General features: G+C 74.0%; 15 protein-coding genes. 4 read left to right on the top strand and 11 right to left on the bottom strand.

What is annotated here, in order from left to right; genetic code table 11:
• Window positions 1-20: 20 nt before the first annotated feature.
• From cobT to ACFRAV_RS06670, 7 genes are all read right to left on the bottom strand, one after another.
• A complete protein-coding gene (gene cobT / locus ACFRAV_RS06700; RefSeq protein ID WP_382552225.1) occupies window positions 21-3,815 on the bottom strand; it encodes a nicotinate-nucleotide--dimethylbenzimidazole phosphoribosyltransferase in 3,795 nt (1,264 codons plus the stop codon).
• A 388-nt stretch (window positions 3,816-4,203) separates the two neighbouring features.
• The gene (gene cbiE / locus ACFRAV_RS06695) at window positions 4,204-5,412 is read right to left on the bottom strand and encodes a precorrin-6y C5,15-methyltransferase (decarboxylating) subunit CbiE (protein WP_351112317.1); all 1,209 of its coding nucleotides are present in this window, start codon (window positions 5,410-5,412) and stop codon (window positions 4,204-4,206) included.
• Between the two features lie 106 nt (window positions 5,413-5,518).
• The gene (locus ACFRAV_RS06690; RefSeq protein ID WP_382552224.1) at window positions 5,519-6,127 is read right to left on the bottom strand and encodes a GNAT family N-acetyltransferase; all 609 of its coding nucleotides are present in this window, start codon (window positions 6,125-6,127) and stop codon (window positions 5,519-5,521) included.
• Between the two features lie 151 nt (window positions 6,128-6,278).
• Window positions 6,279-7,121, bottom strand: a complete 843-nt coding sequence (locus ACFRAV_RS06685) for a MetQ/NlpA family ABC transporter substrate-binding protein (RefSeq protein ID WP_382552222.1) — start codon at window positions 7,119-7,121, stop codon at window positions 6,279-6,281.
• 120 nt (window positions 7,122-7,241) lie between these two features.
• Window positions 7,242-8,006, bottom strand: coding sequence for a methionine ABC transporter permease (locus tag ACFRAV_RS06680; RefSeq protein ID WP_382552221.1), 765 nt, complete (start codon window positions 8,004-8,006; stop codon window positions 7,242-7,244).
• Window positions 8,003-9,064: a methionine ABC transporter ATP-binding protein gene (locus ACFRAV_RS06675; protein WP_382552220.1), complete on the bottom strand. Its 1,062-nt coding sequence runs from the start codon at window positions 9,062-9,064 to the stop codon at window positions 8,003-8,005. The genes ACFRAV_RS06680 and ACFRAV_RS06675 overlap by 4 nt, the downstream gene beginning before the upstream one ends.
• Window positions 9,065-9,459: 395 nt before the next feature.
• The gene (locus ACFRAV_RS06670) at window positions 9,460-10,113 is read right to left on the bottom strand and encodes an HAD family hydrolase (protein WP_382552218.1); all 654 of its coding nucleotides are present in this window, start codon (window positions 10,111-10,113) and stop codon (window positions 9,460-9,462) included.
• 102 nt (window positions 10,114-10,215) lie between these two features.
• On the opposite strand from ACFRAV_RS06670, the gene ACFRAV_RS06665 reads away from it, so the two are divergent.
• Together ACFRAV_RS06665 and ACFRAV_RS06660 are read left to right on the top strand one after the other, a co-directional pair.
• Complete coding sequence (locus tag ACFRAV_RS06665; RefSeq protein ID WP_351112330.1) at window positions 10,216-10,575, top strand: hypothetical protein; 360 nt, start codon at window positions 10,216-10,218, stop codon at window positions 10,573-10,575.
• Between the two features lies 1 nt (window position 10,576).
• A complete protein-coding gene (locus ACFRAV_RS06660) occupies window positions 10,577-11,014 on the top strand; it encodes a hypothetical protein (protein WP_382552217.1) in 438 nt (145 codons plus the stop codon).
• Between the two features lie 33 nt (window positions 11,015-11,047).
• Here the strand turns inward: ACFRAV_RS06660 and ACFRAV_RS06655 are convergent, their stop codons facing one another.
• The 3 genes from ACFRAV_RS06655 to ACFRAV_RS06645 all read right to left on the bottom strand — a co-directional run bounded on the left by ACFRAV_RS06655 (window position 11,048) and on the right by ACFRAV_RS06645 (window position 13,504).
• A complete protein-coding gene (locus ACFRAV_RS06655; RefSeq protein ID WP_382552216.1) occupies window positions 11,048-11,575 on the bottom strand; it encodes a GNAT family N-acetyltransferase in 528 nt (175 codons plus the stop codon).
• A 45-nt stretch (window positions 11,576-11,620) separates the two neighbouring features.
• Window positions 11,621-12,130: a sigma-70 family RNA polymerase sigma factor gene (locus ACFRAV_RS06650; RefSeq protein ID WP_382552215.1), complete on the bottom strand. Its 510-nt coding sequence runs from the start codon at window positions 12,128-12,130 to the stop codon at window positions 11,621-11,623.
• 153 nt (window positions 12,131-12,283) lie between these two features.
• Window positions 12,284-13,504, bottom strand: coding sequence for a glycerophosphodiester phosphodiesterase (locus ACFRAV_RS06645; protein WP_382552214.1), 1,221 nt, complete (start codon window positions 13,502-13,504; stop codon window positions 12,284-12,286).
• A gap of 277 nt (window positions 13,505-13,781) precedes the next feature.
• Between ACFRAV_RS06645 and ACFRAV_RS06640 the strand changes: the two genes are divergently transcribed.
• Window positions 13,782-14,471, top strand: a complete 690-nt coding sequence (locus ACFRAV_RS06640; RefSeq protein WP_382552212.1) for a lysophospholipid acyltransferase family protein — start codon at window positions 13,782-13,784, stop codon at window positions 14,469-14,471.
• A 69-nt stretch (window positions 14,472-14,540) separates the two neighbouring features.
• On the opposite strand, the gene ACFRAV_RS06635 is transcribed toward ACFRAV_RS06640, so the two are convergent.
• On the bottom strand, window positions 14,541-15,248 hold the full coding sequence (locus ACFRAV_RS06635; protein WP_382552211.1) for a TetR/AcrR family transcriptional regulator: 708 nt from the start codon (window positions 15,246-15,248) through the stop codon (window positions 14,541-14,543).
• A 54-nt stretch (window positions 15,249-15,302) separates the two neighbouring features.
• On the opposite strand from ACFRAV_RS06635, the gene ACFRAV_RS06630 reads away from it, so the two are divergent.
• Entirely contained in the window at window positions 15,303-16,418 is a 1,116-nt protein-coding gene (locus ACFRAV_RS06630) for an FAD-dependent oxidoreductase (RefSeq protein ID WP_382552209.1), read from the top strand.
• The last annotated feature ends 119 nt before the right edge of the window (window positions 16,419-16,537 follow it).

Here is a 16,537-nt window from a genome sequence, read left to right as displayed (position 1 = left end):
CCCGCCCCGTCCTGGCGGTGCTACTTCTCGGTGACGCCGGCCGAGTCGAAGGTGGCCACCTCGTGCATGGCACGGGCGGTGGACTGCACCAGCGGCAGCGCGAGCAGCGCGCCGGTGCCCTCTCCGAGGCGGAGGTCCAGGTCGACCAGCGGGCGCAGGCCCAGCTTGTTGAGCGCGGCGACGTGTCCCGGCTCGGCGCTGCGGTGGCCGGCGATGCAGGCGGCCAGTACCTCGGGGGCGATGGCGCGGGCCACCAGGGCGGCGGCGCCGGCGCTGACGCCGTCCAGGATGACCGGCGTGCGCAGGCAGGCGCCGCCGAGCAGCAGGCCGACCATGGCGGCGTGCTCCAGGCCGCCGACGGCGGCGAGGACGCCGATCGGGTCCGCCGGGTCGGGCCGGTGCACCTCGAGGGCGCGGCGGACGACGTCGGTCTTGCGGGCCAGCGTCTCGTCGTCGATACCGGTGCCGCGGCCGGTGACCTCGGCCGGGTCGGTGTCGGTGTAGACCGAGATGAGGGCGGCGGAGGCGGTGGTGTTGGCGATGCCCATCTCACCGGTGAGCAGCGCCTTGTTGCCGGCCGCGACCAGGTCGCGGGCGGTCTCGATGCCCACCTCGATGGCGGCCTTGACCTCCTCGCGGGTCATCGCGGGCCCCTGCGTCATGTCGGCGGTGCCGGGCCGCACCTTGCGGGGCAGCAGGCCCTGCTGGGGCGGCAGTTCGGCGGCCACGCCGACGTCCACCACGCACAGTTCGGCGCCGACCTGGGTGGCGAAGGCGTTGCTGACCGCGCCGCCGCCCAGCATGTTGGCGACCATCTGGGCGGTGACCTCCTGCGGCCACGGGGTCACGCCCTGGGCGTGGACGCCGTGGTCGCCGGCGAACACCGCGACGGCGGCGGGCTCGGGGATCGGCGGCGGGCACTGCCGGGACAGGCCGCACAGCTGGGCGGAGATGATCTCCAGCATGCCGAGCGCGCCGGCCGGCTTGGTCATCCGCTTCTGCCGCTCCCACGCCTCGCCGAGCGCCTTGGCGTCCAGCGGGCGGATCCCGGCGATGGTCTCGGCGAGCAGGTCGTGCGGCTCCTCGCCGGGCAGCGCGCGGCGGCCGTATGCCTCCTCGTGCACCGCCCAGGACAGCGGGCGCCGCTTGGACCAGCCGGCCTGCACCAGCTCGGGCTCGTCCGGGAACTCGTCGACGTAGCCCACGCAGAGGTAGGCGACGACCTCCAGGTATTCGGGCAGGCCGAGGGCGCGGACCATCTCCCGCTCGTCGAAGAAGCTCACCCAGCCGACGCCGAGACCCTCGGCGCGCGCGGCGAGCCAGAGGTTCTCGACGGCCAGGGCCGCGGAGTAGGGGGCCATCTGCGGCTGGGTGTACCGGCCGAGGGTGTGCTGTCCGCCGCGGGTCGGGTCGGCGGTGACCACGATGTTCACGGGAGTGTCGAGGATGGCCTCGATCTTCATCTCCTTGAACTTCTTCGCCCGGCCCTTGGGCAGCGACTTGGCGTACGCCTCGCGCTGGGCCATGGCCAGTTCGTGCATCTGCTGCCGGGTCTCCTCGGAGCGGATGACGACGAAGTCCCAGGGCTGGGAGTGCCCGACGGACGGCGCGTGGTGCGCGGCCTCAAGGACGCGGCGCAGCACCTCGTGCGGGATGGGGTCGGGGCGGAAGCCCTGGCGGATGTCGCGGCGCTCGCGCATCACCCGGAGCACGGCCTCGCGTTCGGCCTCGGCGTAGCCGGGGGCGGCGGGCTGGGGCTCGGCGTCCTGGCCGACGGCGGCCGGCTCGGCGAGTTCCTCCACCACGGCCGGGGTGTCCTCGCCGACGGGGGCGGGCTCGACGGAGCCCGTGTCCACGGCCGGGGCCTCGGGGTGTACCACCGGCTCCGCGGCCTGGGGCGCCTCCGCGTCCTCCACGGCGTCCGCCGCCGCGACGGGTGCGGCCTCGTCGGCGTCCGGCTGCGGGGCCGCGAGGTCCTGAGGCTCGACGGCCGCCGGCTCGGCGGTGATGCTCTCGCCCTCGCGGGGGGCGGGGACGAGCGCGACGGGAACCTCGGGGGTCTGCGGCTGCTCGCCGGCCGCGGACTCGGCGGCCGCTTCCGCGGGCTGCTCGAGGGCGGGCTGCGCCTCGTGCTCGGCGGCGGCGTCGGCGACCGGGGCCACCTCGAACTGCCCGGACGCCACGGCCTGTCCGTCCACACCCGCCTGCTCGGCGGCGGCCTGCGCCGCGGCAGCCTGCTCGGCGGCGATCTGCTCGGCCGCGGCCGTGGCAGCGGCGTGCTCTGCGGCGGCGTGGTCAGCGGCAGCCTGCTCGGCAGCGGCCTGTTCTGCGGCGGCCTGTTCTGCGGCGGCCTGTTCTGCGGCGGCCTGCTCCGCGGCGGCGTGCTCGGCAGCGATCTGCTCGGCAGCGATCTGCTCGGCGGCGGCCCGCTCCGCAGCCTGGGCTGCGAGGTCGGCGGTCTCCGCGCCCGGGGCCTGGGCGGCCCATGCCTCCCCCGCGGCGGCCGCGGGGCGGCCGGGGGCCGGGGCCAGGTGCGGTGGCGCGGGGACGGTGCCGGGGACCGGCACGAACTCGCCCAGCGGCTGCTCGGCGAGGGCGAACTGCCCGGAGGCGTCCTGCCCGTGGGCCGTGGCCTGCTGCGCGGCGGCGAGGTCGTGGGCCGCGATGCCCTGGCGGCCGCCGAGCGTGCCGTGCCCGGAGAGGGTGTCGTTGGGGAAGCTCTGCCGCAGGGCGGCGGCGTCCTGCCCCGCGTACGTGTCCTGCGCCCCGTGGTAGGTGTCCTGCGCGCCGTCGAGGGCGTCCTGCGGGGCGGGGGCGAACGCCTCCTGCCCGCCGAACGTGTCCTGCGCGGCGGTCTCCTGACCGGCGTACGCCTGCTGCTGCGGGGCGACGGAGTACTGGCCGGTGCCGCCGTCGGCCTGGGCGGCGTAGGCCGTGCCCGCGCCGTGCGAGGCGTCGGCGGCCGGGTAGGCCTCCCCGGCCATGGCGTAGGCGTCACCGGCGGGTGCCTGCCCGTTGTGGGCGGCGGTCCGCTCCGGGTGACCCTGGGCCGCCTCCTGCCCGGTGGGCGTGCCGCCCCAGGGGGCGGGGTGCTGGCTGGCGGGGCCGGCGCCCTGGGACTCGAGGTACTCCGGGGCCGCTCCCTGCTGCCCCAACTGACGGACGACGGTGGCCGGTCCGCGGTCGGCGAGGGACCGCACGGGGCTCATCGAGGCGTCCGGGGTCGGCGGGCCGAGGTGCAGCGGGCGGCGCGGGCCGCCGCGTCCGGACGCCTGGGCGGCGGCGCCGAGGTCGTAACTTCCGCTGTCGTGGACGCCGGTGGCGTGGGACGTCGCTCCGGCGCCCTGGTGCTCCTGGCCGCCGTGCTCAGGACCGCCCTGCGCCGCGGCGCCGGCCTGGTCCGCCCCCGCGGGCTGCTCGGCGTAGGCCGGGTACCCGGCCGCACCCTGCTGCTCCGCGTAGGCCTGCTCGGGGTAGGCCTGCTGCTCGGGGTACGCCTGCTCCGCGTACGCCTGCTGACCATGGGCCTGCTGACCATGGGCCTGCTGACCGTGGCCGCGCTGACCGTGCTGGTCCGCGTAGGCGCCCTCCGGGTAGCCGCCTTCGGCGTAGCCGCCCTCCGGGTACGCGCCTTCCTGCCCCGGCGGCACCTCGTTGCCCCAGGCGCCCTGGGCGCCCGGCAGCAGGAGCTGGTCTTCCTCGGCGGTCGGCTCGGAGAGGTAGGTGTAGGAACCCGGCGCGGGGACGCCCGGCTGTTCCACCGTGCCTGCGCTCTCCGGCAGTCCGTCGCCCGGGACCTGGCCGGTGTCGGTCATGCGTACCCCTCGCCCATCGGTTGGTGCTTCTGACGACCTGCTCGTCCGGAGCGGCGCGCGGACCGCCCGTCCTGTTGAACGAGCGGGCCCGCCGAGCGGCACGAGAGACCCGCCCACTCGGACGAGGAGCCGACAACTCGCATTGTCGCCGTCCCCCGCCCTCCGACGCAGGCCGATCCGGCAAGGTCCGTGGTGGAACCCGCCTTCTCGTGCGCCTCCGGCGCCGTCGTACCGCACCCGTCCTTCCGGCCGGCGGTCTTGTCCGGACATGGTCCGACGAGAACCGAAATCCAGGCGTGGTACAACGATCGGCCAGCCTACCCCGCGCCCCGACACCGTTCGATCACGGGGCGCTACTGACGGCGGGCGGCGGCGTGCCGGCCGGGGGTCAGCGGGTCCGCTCGCGAGGCCGCTCGCCGCAGAGGAGGAATCCGACGCTGCGGCCGTTCTCGGTCCACTGCTCGGCGTCGAGGGTGACGGACTGCAGGAGCGAGCAGTCGACCGCGAAACCGCGCTCGGCCAGGCGGCGGCCCGCGAGTTCGGCGACGTCCCGGGTGGGGACGTGGGCGACGATCCGCTCGGGCCGGCGGTCGGCGACGGCGGCGATCACCTCCGCTCCCCCGTCGGCGATCCGCACCACGTCGGGCTCGGGCAGGTCCTCCAGGACGTGCGGGGCGGCGCCCCGGACGGTCTGGAGCTGCACGCCGGCCCGGCGGGCGGCGCGCTCGGTGCGGGCGCAGGCCTCCGGGTCGCGGTCGACGGCGATGACGGCGGCCCCGGCGCGGGCGGCCTCGACGGAGAACGCGCCGCTGCCGCAGCCGATGTCCCAGACCAGGTCGCCCAGGCGCGGGCCCAGCCGGGACAGTTGGGCGGCCCGCAGGGGTTCCGCCTCCGCCTCGCCCAGGGGCCCGTCGTAGCAGTCGGCGGGCAGGACCCAGCCGCGGGGACCGGTGGGCGCGCGGCCGGCGATCCAGGGGGCGGACTCGGCGAGGGTCGGGGCGCCGATGGCGATCACCACGTTCGGGTCGCGCCAGCTGTGGTCGGCGGCGCGGTCGGAGGTGACGATGCTCACCTGCTCGCGGTCGGTGCCGAGTTCCTCGCAGACCACGAAGGTGCGGGGCGCGCCCTCGAGGAGCAGTCCGAGTTCGGCGGGTCCGGCGCCCGGGGCGGTGAGGACGGCGACCTTGGTGTGGGCGCGGCAGACGTTGACGGCCCGGCGCAGGGTGCGCGGCTGGGCGACGACGACCAGGGCGTCGTCCCAGGGCATTCCGGCGCGGGCGAAGGCGGCGGCGACCGAGGAGACGGCCGGGACCACCTCGACCTCGAGCCCGAACTCCGGTGCGCGCAGGGTGCGCACGACGCCGAAGAAACCGGGATCCCCGTCGGCGAGGACCACGGCGGTGCCGCGGTGGCCGGCGATCCGGCGGGCGGCGAGCGGGAGACTGCCGAGGGTGACGCGTTCGGCGGTGGGCGGCACCTCGGGCAGTGCCAGGTGGTGGGGGGCTCCGGCCACCAGGGTGGCGGCGCCGAGCGCGGAGAGTCCCGCGGCGGTCAGAGGCGAGCCGTCCCAGCCGATCACCGTGACGCGGTCGGCCATCGTCGTCAGTCTCCAGGGGGGTGGGGTGCGGTGCTGTCCGCGGGCGGTCGGGCGGGTCCGGTCGGGGGCGCGCTGTGAGGTTACCCCGCGGACGGCGGAGCAAGGGTCAGTCCCAGTCCGCGTACTCTCCGACGCCCTCGAAGTCCTCCGGGAGCAGGCTCCAGACGATGAGGTCGGTGCGCACGTCGCTCCACACGCCGGTGTCGTCCTTGGCCCGGGCTATGAAGGCGCCGCGCAGCACGCCCTCGCTGACGCAGCCGATCTTCTGCGCGACCTGCTGGGAGGCGGCGTTGTCGGCGGCGGTGCGCAGTTCCATGCGCTCGAACTTCTGGTCGCGGAAGAGCCACTGGGCGGCGGCCACGGTGGCCTCGGTGGCGTAGCCCTCGCCGCGGGCCCAGGGGGCGATCACGTAGGCGACCTCGGCGGAGCGGATCCGCCAGTCGGTGTGGTGCAGGCGCAGCGTGCCGACCAGGCGCTGGGTGAGGAACTCGGTGACGGCCAGGACGATGCCGCGGCCCTCGGTGCGCTCGGCGGGGGCGCCCTCGGCGATCCACCGGCGGGCGTGGTCCTCGGTGTAGGGATGCGGGACGGAGGTCCAGGCGACGACCTGCTCGTCGTTCAGCATCTCGGTGTAGGCGGGGACGTCCGCCTCCTCGAGCGGACGCAGGACCAACCGCTCCGTGCTGATGGAGATGTCGGGGAAGGTGCCGTTCATGCGCCGCTCCGGGTGTCGGGGAACCGTTTCGGACCTGCTGAACTCTTCAGCATGCAGCATGAAATCACCGATCAGGACGGCGGGGTCCACTCCGGCGGCCGGTGTGGACCCCGCTTCCCTGACGGTGCGTCGGTCAGGACGTGGCGTCGCCTCAGAAGGAGGCGATGACGGAGCCGGCGTACTTGTCCTCGATGAACTTCTTCACCTCGGGGGAGGTGAGCAGCTTGACGAGCTTCTTGACGCGCGGGTCGTTCTCGGAGCCCTCCTTGACGACGAGGAGGTTGCCGAAGGGGCTGTTCTCGGCGGACTCGAGCACCAGGGCGTCCTGGGCGGGCTTGAGGCCGGCCTCGATGGCGTAGTTGCCGTTGACCACGGCGGCGTCGACGTCGTCGAGGGCGCGCGGGGTCTGGGCCGCCTCGAGCTCCTTGAACTGGAGCTTCTTGGGGTTCTTGGTGATGTCGGCCGGGGTGGCCTCGCTCTCCGAACCCTTCTTCAGCTCGATCAGGCCCTTGTCGGCGAGGAGCTTGAGGGCGCGGGCCTCGTTGGCCGTGTCGTTCGGGACCGCGACGGTGGCGCCGCTCTTCAGCTCGTCGGCCTTCTCGAACTTGTTCGAGTAGAGGCCGAGGGGCTCGAGGTGGACCGCGACGACGGGCACGAGGTGGGTGCCGTTCTTCTTGTTGAAGTCGTCGAGGTACGGCTTGGTCTGGAAGTAGTTGGCGCCGACGGAGCCGTCCTCGGTGGCGGTGTTGGGAGTCACGTAGTCGGTGAACTCCTTGACCTGCAGGTCGAGGCCGGCCTTCTTCGCCAGGTTGTCCTTGACGTAGGTGAGGACCTCGGCGTGCGGCACGGGGGTCGCGGCGACGACGAGGGGGCCGTCGGTGGCGGCGGCCTTGTCGTCGGAGCCGCCGCAGGCGGTCAGGCCGAGGGAGAGGGCTCCGGCGGTCAGGAGGGCGGTGGCGACCTTGCCGTTGAGAAGCTTGGCGGTGTTACGCACGAAAAGTGCCTTTCCGTTGCGGCACGCGGGGCGTGCCTGGTGGTGCTCCCCCGCGTCGGGTGGTGCGGGGAGGTCTGGGGGTGGGCCGCCTGGGGCGGCCCGGGACGGGCGGCGGGAGGCCTAGGCGGCCTTGCGGACCCCGGCGGCGTCGGAGGCGGCGGCGCCGTCGGCTGTCTCGGGCTCCTTGGCCTTCAGCAGGCGCAGCCGGGGCGCGGGGCCGCCTCGTCCGCCGCGGCGGTGCAGGGCGCGGGCCCCGGCGTCGCCGGCGAACTGGATGAGGGCGATGACCACGGCGAGGACCGCCACGGTGATCCACATCAGCCCGGTCTCGAACCGCTGGTAGCCGTAGCGGATGGCGATGTCGCCGAGTCCGCCGGCGCCGACCGTGCCGGCCATCGCGGAGTAGCCGAGGAGGGCGACGACGGTGGTGGTGGCGGAGGAGATCAGCGAGGGCAGCGCCTCGGGGACGAGGACCTTGCGGACGACCGTCCAGGTGTTGCCGCCCATCGCCTGCACGGCCTCGACCAGCCCGTGGTCGACCTCGCGGACGGCGGTCTCGACGAGACGGGCGAAGAACGGGATGGCGCCGATGGCCAGCGGCACGATGGCGGCGTCGCGGCCGATGGTGGTGCCGGTGATCAGGCGGGTGAAGCTCATCAGCGCGACCATCAGGATGATGAACGGCAGCGAGCGGGCGATGTTGACGACCTGGCCGATCACCTTGTTGGCGACGACGTTCTGGAGCAGGCCTCCGCGGTCGGTGAGGACCAGCAGGACGCCCAGCGGCAGACCGCCGACGATCGCGATGAGGGTGGACCAGCCGACCATGTACAGGGTGTCCCAGCTGGCCTGGCTGAGCAGCGGCTGCATTTCGGACCAGGTCACTTGGCCACTTCCTTCGCGTTGACGTCGGCCTGCGCGTGGACGTCGGCCTTCGCGTCGAGGTCGACGAGCTCCACCTGGAGGCCCTGCTCGCGCAGGAAGCCGACCGGGACGACGTTGTCGTCGTAGCGGCCGGGCAGTTCGATGCGCATCCGGCCGATCTGCGCGCCGCCGACGGTGTCGACCGCCGCTCCCAGGATGGAGACGTCCACGTTGTAGGTACGGGCGAGCTGGGAGATGACCGGGCGGCCGGTGGACTCGCCGTGGAAGGTGATGTCCAGGACGGTGCTGCCCGGGCCGGAGGCGCCGCCGCCGACCGGGAAGAGCGCGGCCGCGAGCTGGGAGCCGGGGGTGGCGAGCAGCTCGCCGACGGTGCCGGACTCGACGACGCGGCCGCGCTCCATCAGGGCGGCGGAGTCGCAGACCGTCTTGACGACGTCCATCTCGTGGGTGATCAGCAGCACGGTCAGGCCGAGCTGCTGGTTGAGGTCGCGCAGCAGCTGGAGGATCGAGCGGGTGGTCTCCGGGTCGAGGGCGCTGGTCGCCTCGTCGGACAGGAGGACCTTGGGGTCGCCGGCCAGGGCGCGGGCGATGCCGACGCGCTGCTTCTGGCCGCCGGAGAGCTGGGCCGGGTAGGCCTTGGCCTTGTCGGCGAGGCCGACCAGGTCGAGCAGTTCGAGGGCCTTGGCGGAGCGGTCGCGGCCGGAGCGGCCGAGGATCTCCAGGGGCAGCTCGACGTTCTCCTGCACGGTGCGCGAGGAGAGCAGGTTGAAGTGCTGGAAGACCATGCCGATGCGGCTGCGGGCCTGGCGCAGCGCCTTGGAGGCGCGCGGGCCGCGCCCCGCGAGGGCGGTGAGGTCCTGCCCGGCGACGGTGACCGTGCCGGAGGTGGGACGCTCCAGGAGGTTGACGCAGCGGATGAGGGAGGACTTGCCGGCGCCGGACTGGCCGATGACGCCGAAGACCTCGCCCTCGCGGATGTGGAGGTCGACGCCGTCGATGGCGGTGACCTCACGGCCGCCGGAGCGGTAGATCTTGGTCAGACCCGAGGTGGTGATCACAGGGGTTTCCGTCACTGTCGAGTGCCGGGGGCGGGTGGCGCCCCGGTCACGGGTGCATTCGGTCGGACCGCGGCACGGCGCGTCGCTCCGGCTCCGGCCACGGCGGTGCGGCGGAGGGAGTACGGGGATCCGTGGTGCGCGGGCGGCACGGTGAGGCCGCGGGGCTCGCTTCGGGGCGCGAGGCCAAACGTCTTGCAGGGGCCCTCTAACAGGCGCGCATTCGACACATGCGACGAGCACCGGGCGTCGGGTTCGCCTCGGTCGCAGGGGTGGTGCGGCTCGTCGTGGTCATGGGCGTAAGTAAATCAGACGATCACAGGCAAGAGGGGCGGAGTGTCCGGCATGCGGACACCCCGTCCGGTCAGCGGCTTGCTCGGCGTCCGGTTCGACCCGGTTCAGGCGAGGCGGGAGACCGCGATGCCGTCCGGCGTGACCTGCGCCGACAGGGCGGAGAGGTCGGGGACGACGAGGTCCGCCTCCAGCTCGTGCGCCGGGCACGTTGTGGTCAACGCCACCGTGCGCATACCGGCCGCGCGGCCGGAACGCAGACCGGCAGGGGCGTCCTCGAAGACGACGCAGCGGGACGGGTCGACGCCGAGCGCCTTGGCGGCCAGCAGGTAGGGCTCCGGGTCGGGCTTGCCGCGGGTGATGTCGTCCGCGGTGATCAGGGTCGTGGGCGCGAGGCCCACCCAGGCGAGCCGGGCCTCGGCGAGCCGACGCGAGGCGGAGGTGACGACGGCCCAGCGGCCGGCGGGCAGGCCCTGCAGGAACTCCCGGGTGCCGGGCAGCGTGCCCACTCCCCCGTGCGGGACGTCCTCGACCTCGAGATCCTCGATGCGGGCGACGGCGGCGGGCACTCTCTCGGGGGGCAGCAGGTCGGCGACTATCTCGGCGGAGGGGCGGCCGTGGAGCTCGATCGCGGCGAACTGCTCGCGGGTGACGCCGTGCTCGTGGGCCCAGGCGGTCCAGGACCGGATGCCGGATTCCTGGGAGGACAGCAGGGTACCGTCGTTGTCGAACAGGAGGGCGTCGGCGTGGAGGATCGTCATACCGCGACCCTAGCCAAGGCGTCCCCCGAGGTTCCGGGGGCGGGTCGCCGGCAGCGGGCCCCGGGCGGCGGGAGGACATTCCCCCCGTAATACAGTCTCCGCATGCTCGTAGCCCTGACCGTGGCGACCGCCGTGGCCGCACTCCTCCTCGCCGCCTGGTGCGGCTGGGCCGCCTGGCGCGACCAGCCGACCAAGGACTGGCACTTCATCGGCATGGCCGTGGTCGCGCTGCTGGCCACGGTGCAGCTGGTGGTCGGTGTGGTGCAGCTGGCCCGCGGCGAGAAGCCGGAGCAGGGCACGGTGATCTTCGTGTCCTACCTGCTCGGCGCCTTCGCCTGCGTGCCGGCGGCGGGGTTCATGTCGCTGGCCGAGCGCACCCGCTGGGGTTCGCTCACGGTCGCCGCGGGCGGTTTCGTCCTGGCCGTGCTGCAGGTGCGGCTCTACGACATCTGGGGAGCCTGAGATGACGCCGGAGCAGACGACCTCGCCCCGTCGGAGACTGATCTCCGGGCCGGGCATCCTCCTGGTGTGGCTGTACGGCGTGATGGTGGTCGGCGCGGTCTCCCGCTCGGCCTACCAGATCTCCACCGAGTTCGACCGGGCGCCGCTGGCGTACTCGCTGTCGGCGCTGGCCGGTGTGGTCTACGGCTTCATCACCTACACGCTGGTGCGCGGAGGTGAGCGGGCCCGGCGGGCGGCGGTGGTGTGCTGCGCCGCCGAGCTGCTCGGCGTCCTGGTGGTCGGCGCCTGGACGCTGGCCGACCCCGGGGCCTTCCCGGACGCGACGGTCTGGTCGGACTTCGGGATGGGCTACCTCTTCATCCCGGTGCTCCTGCCGGTGACCGCCCTGTACTGGCTGGTCCGGGGCTCCGCCGCGAACCGTCGGGCCGTCGCCGCGTAGACCGCCGCCGGACCGGCCCCGCGTGGCCCGCCGTCAGGCCGTCGCCGCGTAGACCGCCGTCCCGGCGTCCGGGTCCTGGCCGGCCGCCGCCGTCCGCTCGAGGACGATCCGCGGGACGCCGTCGGGCCCCTCGGCGCGGCCGGTGGCCCGGTATCCGAGGCGGCGATACAGCCGCAACCCGGGCTCGGTGCGGTTGCCGGCGCTCAGCCGGAAGGCCGCCACCTGGGAGCTCTCGGTCACCGCGGCCTCGGCGGCGCGCAGCAGCCGGGCGCCGATGCCGTGCCCCTGCAGGCGGGGGTGGACGCACAGCCCGTCGATCTCGCCCGCGCCGTCGGCGGTCACCCGGCCGTAGACGGCGCCGATCACCTCCTCGCCCAGGCGGGCCACGCAGACGATGCCGGAGGCGATCTCCGCGCGGACGTCGGCGAGGGACTCCGTCAGCGGGCCCGGGCGGTGGTCGCCGTAGATCACGGCCTCGCTCTGGAAGCACAGATACCTGAGCCGGAAGATCTGCTCGGCGTCCTGCTCGGTCGCCCTGGAGATGGTCACGCTCATGCCCATGTGTGCATGCCTCCCGCTCACTTGCTCACCAGTGGTCCTTCACACCTATCCCCGCCCCGGACGCGGCGCAACCTCCGGACCGAGCAGCCGCCGCAGACATCCCAGACATCGGGAGCGTTCCGGGCCGAGACTGCCCTGTGAGATACCCAACTCCCGGGCGATCTCCCGGTAGGTGAGGTCGTGCGGCGAGAAGAGCGCGGTGAGCAGCCGGGGGCAGCGGCCGGGCAGCCGCCGGACGGCTTCCTGGAGGGCGCGGCGGCGGGCCGAGGCCAGGGCCAGCTGTTCGGGACCGGGCCAGGTCTCGTCGGCCGGGTCGCGGCGCAGGGCGCGTTCCCGGCGGGCGGCGCGGCGCGCGACGCGGACCTCGGCGCGCACCGCCCGGCGCAGCCAGCGGGCCGGGTCGCCCGGCGGGTCGGCCCGCTGGAGGCGCTCCAGGAGCCGGAGCCACACGGCCTGTTCCAGGTCCCCTGCCTCGGCTCCGGCGGCGACGGCCTCGGCCGCCGCCTCGGCGGCCAGCAGGGGGCGCAGCCTGTCCACCATGTCGTGCGGCTTCATACGCTCACAGGACGGCGGTCCGGGGCCGGTGGTTGCCGCTCGCGGGCCGATGTCACCCTGACGAAGGCCCCCGCGTGCGCCCGGTTGACGCCGGTCGCACACAGGGGCCTCCAGCTCCGTGGGCCGGAGCCCGACGGGGGCCGGCCGGGCGGGTCAGCGTGCCGCGCGCCAGAGCTCCCGGGCCAGCAGACCGGTGTCGGGCTGGTCGGTGAAGACGCCGTCGATGCCGGTGTCGAAGTAGGCGCTGAACGCCGCGAACGCGTCGCCGTAGGCATCGGGCTCGGCGCCGCGGCGGAAGTTCGCCGGCAGGAACGGGTTCTCGTTGCGCATGGTGTACGGGTGGAGGATCAGTCCCGCCTTGTGCGCGTCGGCGACCAGGCTGGTCGGCGAGGTCAGGTTCCCGGCCACGTCGCGCGGGACGATCAGGTCGAGGGTGGGCCCGATGCCGTCCGCGAAGGAGGCGATCCAGGCGAGGCCCTGCGGGGTGATCAGGTCGGAGACCGTGCGCGGGTCGCCCTGCTGCTGGAGGTCCCAGGGGCGCGTGCCCGCCGAGGAGAGCAGCACGGCGAGCGGGTTGTCGACCAGTTCGCGCATCCTGCGGATGCTGGTCGGCTCGAAGGACTGCAGGAGCACGGGCGAGGTGCGGCGGTGCTTGCCGTGCCGGCGCAGCACCTTGGCGAGACGTTCCTCCAGCGGCAGGCCCCGCTCGCGGAAGTAGCTGGGGTGCTTGAGCTCCGGGTAGACGAAGACCGGCCTGCCGCGCCTGCGGGCCTGCTCGTCCTGCCAGCGCAGTACCTCCTCGAAGGTGGGGATCTCCCAGACGCCGTCGTAGAGGGTGTTGTGCGGGCGGTTGGCCGGCACCCGCTCCTTGGCGCGCAGGGTCTTCAGCTCGGCCAGCGTGAAGTCCTCGGCGAACCAGCCGGTGGTGGGGACGCCGTCCAGCGACTTGGTGGTGCGTCGGCCGGCGAACTCGGGGTGGGCGGCGACGTCGGTGGTGCCGCCGATCTCGGGCTCATGACGGCAGACCAGGTGGCCGTCCTTGGTGATCACCAGGTCTCCGGCCTCGATGATGTCCGCGCCCATGTCCAGGGCGAGCTGGTACGCGCCGAGGGTGTGCTCGGGGCGGTGGCCGCTGGCGCCGCGGTGGGCGATCACCGCGGGCTTGGGAAGCCCGGCGAGACCCCGGCCTCGTGCCGCGTCACCCTCGGCGGCCACGGCCGCGCCGCCCGTCCCCAGCGCGGCCGCGGAGGCGCCCAGCAGCGCGGCTCCCAGTACGGCCCGCCGTCCGGCGCCCCGGACGCCTTCCCCGGAGGCCGCCGGGCCCGCGGACTGCGCCGGTCCTGCGGGTCCTGCGGTTCCTTCGCTTCTCGCCATCGGTGCTCCCTCGTGAGATCACGACAACAGGTCGGCCGGATCGTAGGTGCGCGTCCATGACGGTTGAAGGTCCCCGGAACGACGGGGCGGAAAACAGCGGGTGTCCGCTCGGACTCGTGCCGCGTTCCACCCGTGTGACGTACCGATGTCGTGGCGGGCCGGGCAGGTGACGTGAGGTCAACAGTGTGCAACGGGTCCGTCAACCGGATGTGCGCCATGGGCATCCGCGCGAGTATCGTCCTCACCTGCACGGACTCGTCCGTTTCCGTCGGACCCCTTGACATGGGAGGGCTCGTTGTCCCGCTTCGCGCTCATCAAGGCAGTGCTCGGACCGATCATGCGCCTGATGTTCCGCCCACGCGTCGAAGGCGCGAAGAACATTCCCGGGACGGGGGCGGTGATCCTGGCCGGAAACCACCTGACCTTCATCGACTCCATCGTGCTGCCCCTGGTCACCGACCGGCAGGTCCTCTTCATCGGCAAGGACGAGTACGTCACCGGCAAGGGGATCAAGGGCCGCCTGATGGCCTGGTTCTTCACCGGCGTCGGCATGATCCCGGTCGACCGTGACGGCGCGAACGGCGGTGTGGCGGCGCTGATGACGGGGCGGCGGGTGCTGGAGGAGGGCAAGGTCTTCGGCATCTACCCGGAGGGCACCCGCTCCCCCGACGGCCGTCTCTACCGGGGCCGCACCGGCATCGCGCGGCTGACCCTGATGACCGGGGCGCCGGTGGTGCCGTTCGCCATGATCGGCACGGACAAGCTGCAGCCCGGCGGCAACGGCATGCCGCGGCCGGGCCGGGTCACGGTGCGGTTCGGCGAGCCGATGGAGTTCTCCCGCTACGAGGGCATGGACCGCGACCGCTACGTGCTGCGGGCGGTCACCGACTCGGTCATGACCGAGGTCATGCGGCTCTCGGGCCAGGAGTACGTCGACATGTACGCCACCAAGGCCAAGGCGGCCTGACCCGCGGGGCGGGCCGCCCCCGATCCGCCCGCCGCCGCGGATCCGCCCGCCGCCGGCGCGGGGCGGGCGTCAGGCCTGCTGCGAAGGCGGCGGCGGCGGGGTGAGCTTGGCGGCCACCGCGTCGAGGACCCAGTCCAGGCCGGTCGCGAAGGACGTCTCGGCGTCCACGTCCGTGCCGTCGTACACGGCCTTGGCCAGCGCGGGAAAACGGCCCGTGTCCAGCATCCGTGTCAGCCGGGGCCCGGAGTCGCGCTGCCAGTCGTGCTTCGACATGCCGGTGGCGCGCTCGGCCCGCACGTGGGCGATCTCGCGTCTGATCGCGCCGGTGACGTAGGCGTTGACCGTCTCCACCGCGCGCAGTGCGGTGTCGATGCCGGCCCGCCCGTCCAGGGCGGCCAGCGAGGCCTCGCCCACCGCGAGGGCGTTCGGGCCGAGAGCCGCCCGGCCGCCCAGCAGGTCGGCCGGCCATTCGTGCCGGAGGGCGGCGGCCCTGGTGCGGTGGGCGAGGACGCTCAGCGCCTCACGCCAGTCACCGGACCGTTCCTCGGGCAGGATCTCGGCGTACACCTCGTCCAGCATCAGGTCGAGCAGTTCCTGCTTGGTGGAGATGAAGCCGTAGAGCCGCATCGGGCCCGCGTCGAGCCGCGCCGCGACCTTGCGCAACGACACCTCCTCCAGCCCGCCCTCGTCGGCCAGCGCGACGGCGGCGGCGACGATCCGCTCCCGGTCGAGCGGCACGGGGCGGTTCGGCGGCTCCGGCCGGTCCCACACACTCATGAGGTTCACCGCTCCTCTGTGATACACCGTATCGAGACAATACAGTGTATCGCCATGAGACATCGTATCGCTGTCGTGGGCAGTGGCCCGGGAGGCCTCACCTTCGCCCGTGTCCTGCACCGCCACGGCTGCCCCGTCACCGTCCTCGAGCGCGATCCCACCCCCGACGCCCGCCCGCCGGGCGGCACGCTGGACCTGCACGAAGGGCTGGGCCAGACCGCGTTGGACAAGGCGGGCCTGCTGACGGAGTTCCAGGCGCTGTCCCGTCCCGAGGGGCAGGCCATGCGCGTCCTCGCCCCGGACGGCACCGTCCTGCGCGACTGGCGGCCCGGTCCGGACGAGCGGGCCAATCCGGAGATCGACCGCGGTCAGCTCCGTGACCTGCTGCTCGGCCCTCTCGACGTCCGGTGGGGACGGAAGGTGACGCGGGTGGAGCCGGGGACGCCGGAGGGCGCCGTGGTCCATTTCGCGGACGGGCGGCAGGAGGCGTTCGACCTCGTGGTCGGCGCGGACGGCGCCTGGTCCCGTACCCGCGCGGCCGTCTCGCCGGCGACGCCCCACTACACCGGCGTCACCTGCCTGGAATCCTCCGTCGACGACGTCGACACCCGCCATCCCGAGCTCGCCCGGCTGGTCGGCGACGGTTCCGTGGCCGTCCACGGGATGAACCGGGGCCTGGTGGCGCAGCGCAACAGCGGCGGCCACGTCAAGGTGTACGCCCAGTTCCGGGCGCCGCTGGACTGGCACACGGACCTGGATCTGACCGACGTGGAAGCGGTGCGATCGAGCCTGCTGACCCTGTTCGACGGCTGGGCCTCCCCTGTCCTCGACCTGCTCGCCCCCGCCACCGCCTTCCTCCACCGCCCCCTGTACGTCCTGCCGGCGGCACACACCTGGCCGCACGTCCCCGGGGTGACGCTCCTGGGCGACGCCGCCCATCTGATGCCCCCGCTGGGGGTGGGCGCGAACCTCGCGATGCTGGAGGGCGCCGAACTCGCCGAGGCCCTGGCCGGCGGCTCCGATCCGGACGAGGCCGTCCGCGCCTTCGAGGAACGGATGTGGGCGCGGGCGGGCAGGTGGGCGGAGATGACGGCGGCCGGACTGGAACGCCTGGTGAGCCCGGACCCGGCCGGAGCCCTCGCGCTCTTCGACGAGGTCCAGCCGTCGTAGCCGCCCTGACCGGCGGACGGGTGGAGCCGGGGAACACGGCTTCGGCCCCGCCCCGCGCGAACGGGACGGGGCCGAAGCCGTGTGCCGGAGCCGGGCGGCCGATCCGGGCGTCGGATTCG

The sequence above is a fragment of the Streptomyces sp. NPDC056600 genome (genome assembly GCF_042792855.1).
GTDB lineage: Bacteria > Actinomycetota > Actinomycetes > Streptomycetales > Streptomycetaceae > Streptomyces.
Note: the sequence above shows the minus strand (reverse complement) of the source record. Positions and strands in the feature narration are given on the sequence as shown.

Coding starts and splice junctions, on each gene's coding strand:
- cobT (WP_382552225.1), bottom strand. CDS start 3,815: ATGACCGACACCGGCCAGGTCCCGGGCGACGGACTGCCGGAGAGCGCA.
- cbiE (WP_351112317.1), bottom strand. CDS start 5,412: ATGGCCGACCGCGTCACGGTGATCGGCTGGGACGGCTCGCCTCTGACC.
- ACFRAV_RS06690 (WP_382552224.1), bottom strand. CDS start 6,127: ATGAACGGCACCTTCCCCGACATCTCCATCAGCACGGAGCGGTTGGTC.
- ACFRAV_RS06670 (WP_382552218.1), bottom strand. CDS start 10,113: ATGACGATCCTCCACGCCGACGCCCTCCTGTTCGACAACGACGGTACC.
- ACFRAV_RS06665 (WP_351112330.1), top strand. CDS start 10,216: ATGCTCGTAGCCCTGACCGTGGCGACCGCCGTGGCCGCACTCCTCCTC.
- ACFRAV_RS06660 (WP_382552217.1), top strand. CDS start 10,577: ATGACGCCGGAGCAGACGACCTCGCCCCGTCGGAGACTGATCTCCGGG.
- ACFRAV_RS06655 (WP_382552216.1), bottom strand. CDS start 11,575: ATGGGCATGAGCGTGACCATCTCCAGGGCGACCGAGCAGGACGCCGAG.
- ACFRAV_RS06650 (WP_382552215.1), bottom strand. CDS start 12,130: ATGAAGCCGCACGACATGGTGGACAGGCTGCGCCCCCTGCTGGCCGCC.
- ACFRAV_RS06645 (WP_382552214.1), bottom strand. CDS start 13,504: ATGGCGAGAAGCGAAGGAACCGCAGGACCCGCAGGACCGGCGCAGTCC.
- ACFRAV_RS06635 (WP_382552211.1), bottom strand. CDS start 15,248: ATGAGTGTGTGGGACCGGCCGGAGCCGCCGAACCGCCCCGTGCCGCTC.
- ACFRAV_RS06630 (WP_382552209.1), top strand. CDS start 15,303: ATGAGACATCGTATCGCTGTCGTGGGCAGTGGCCCGGGAGGCCTCACC.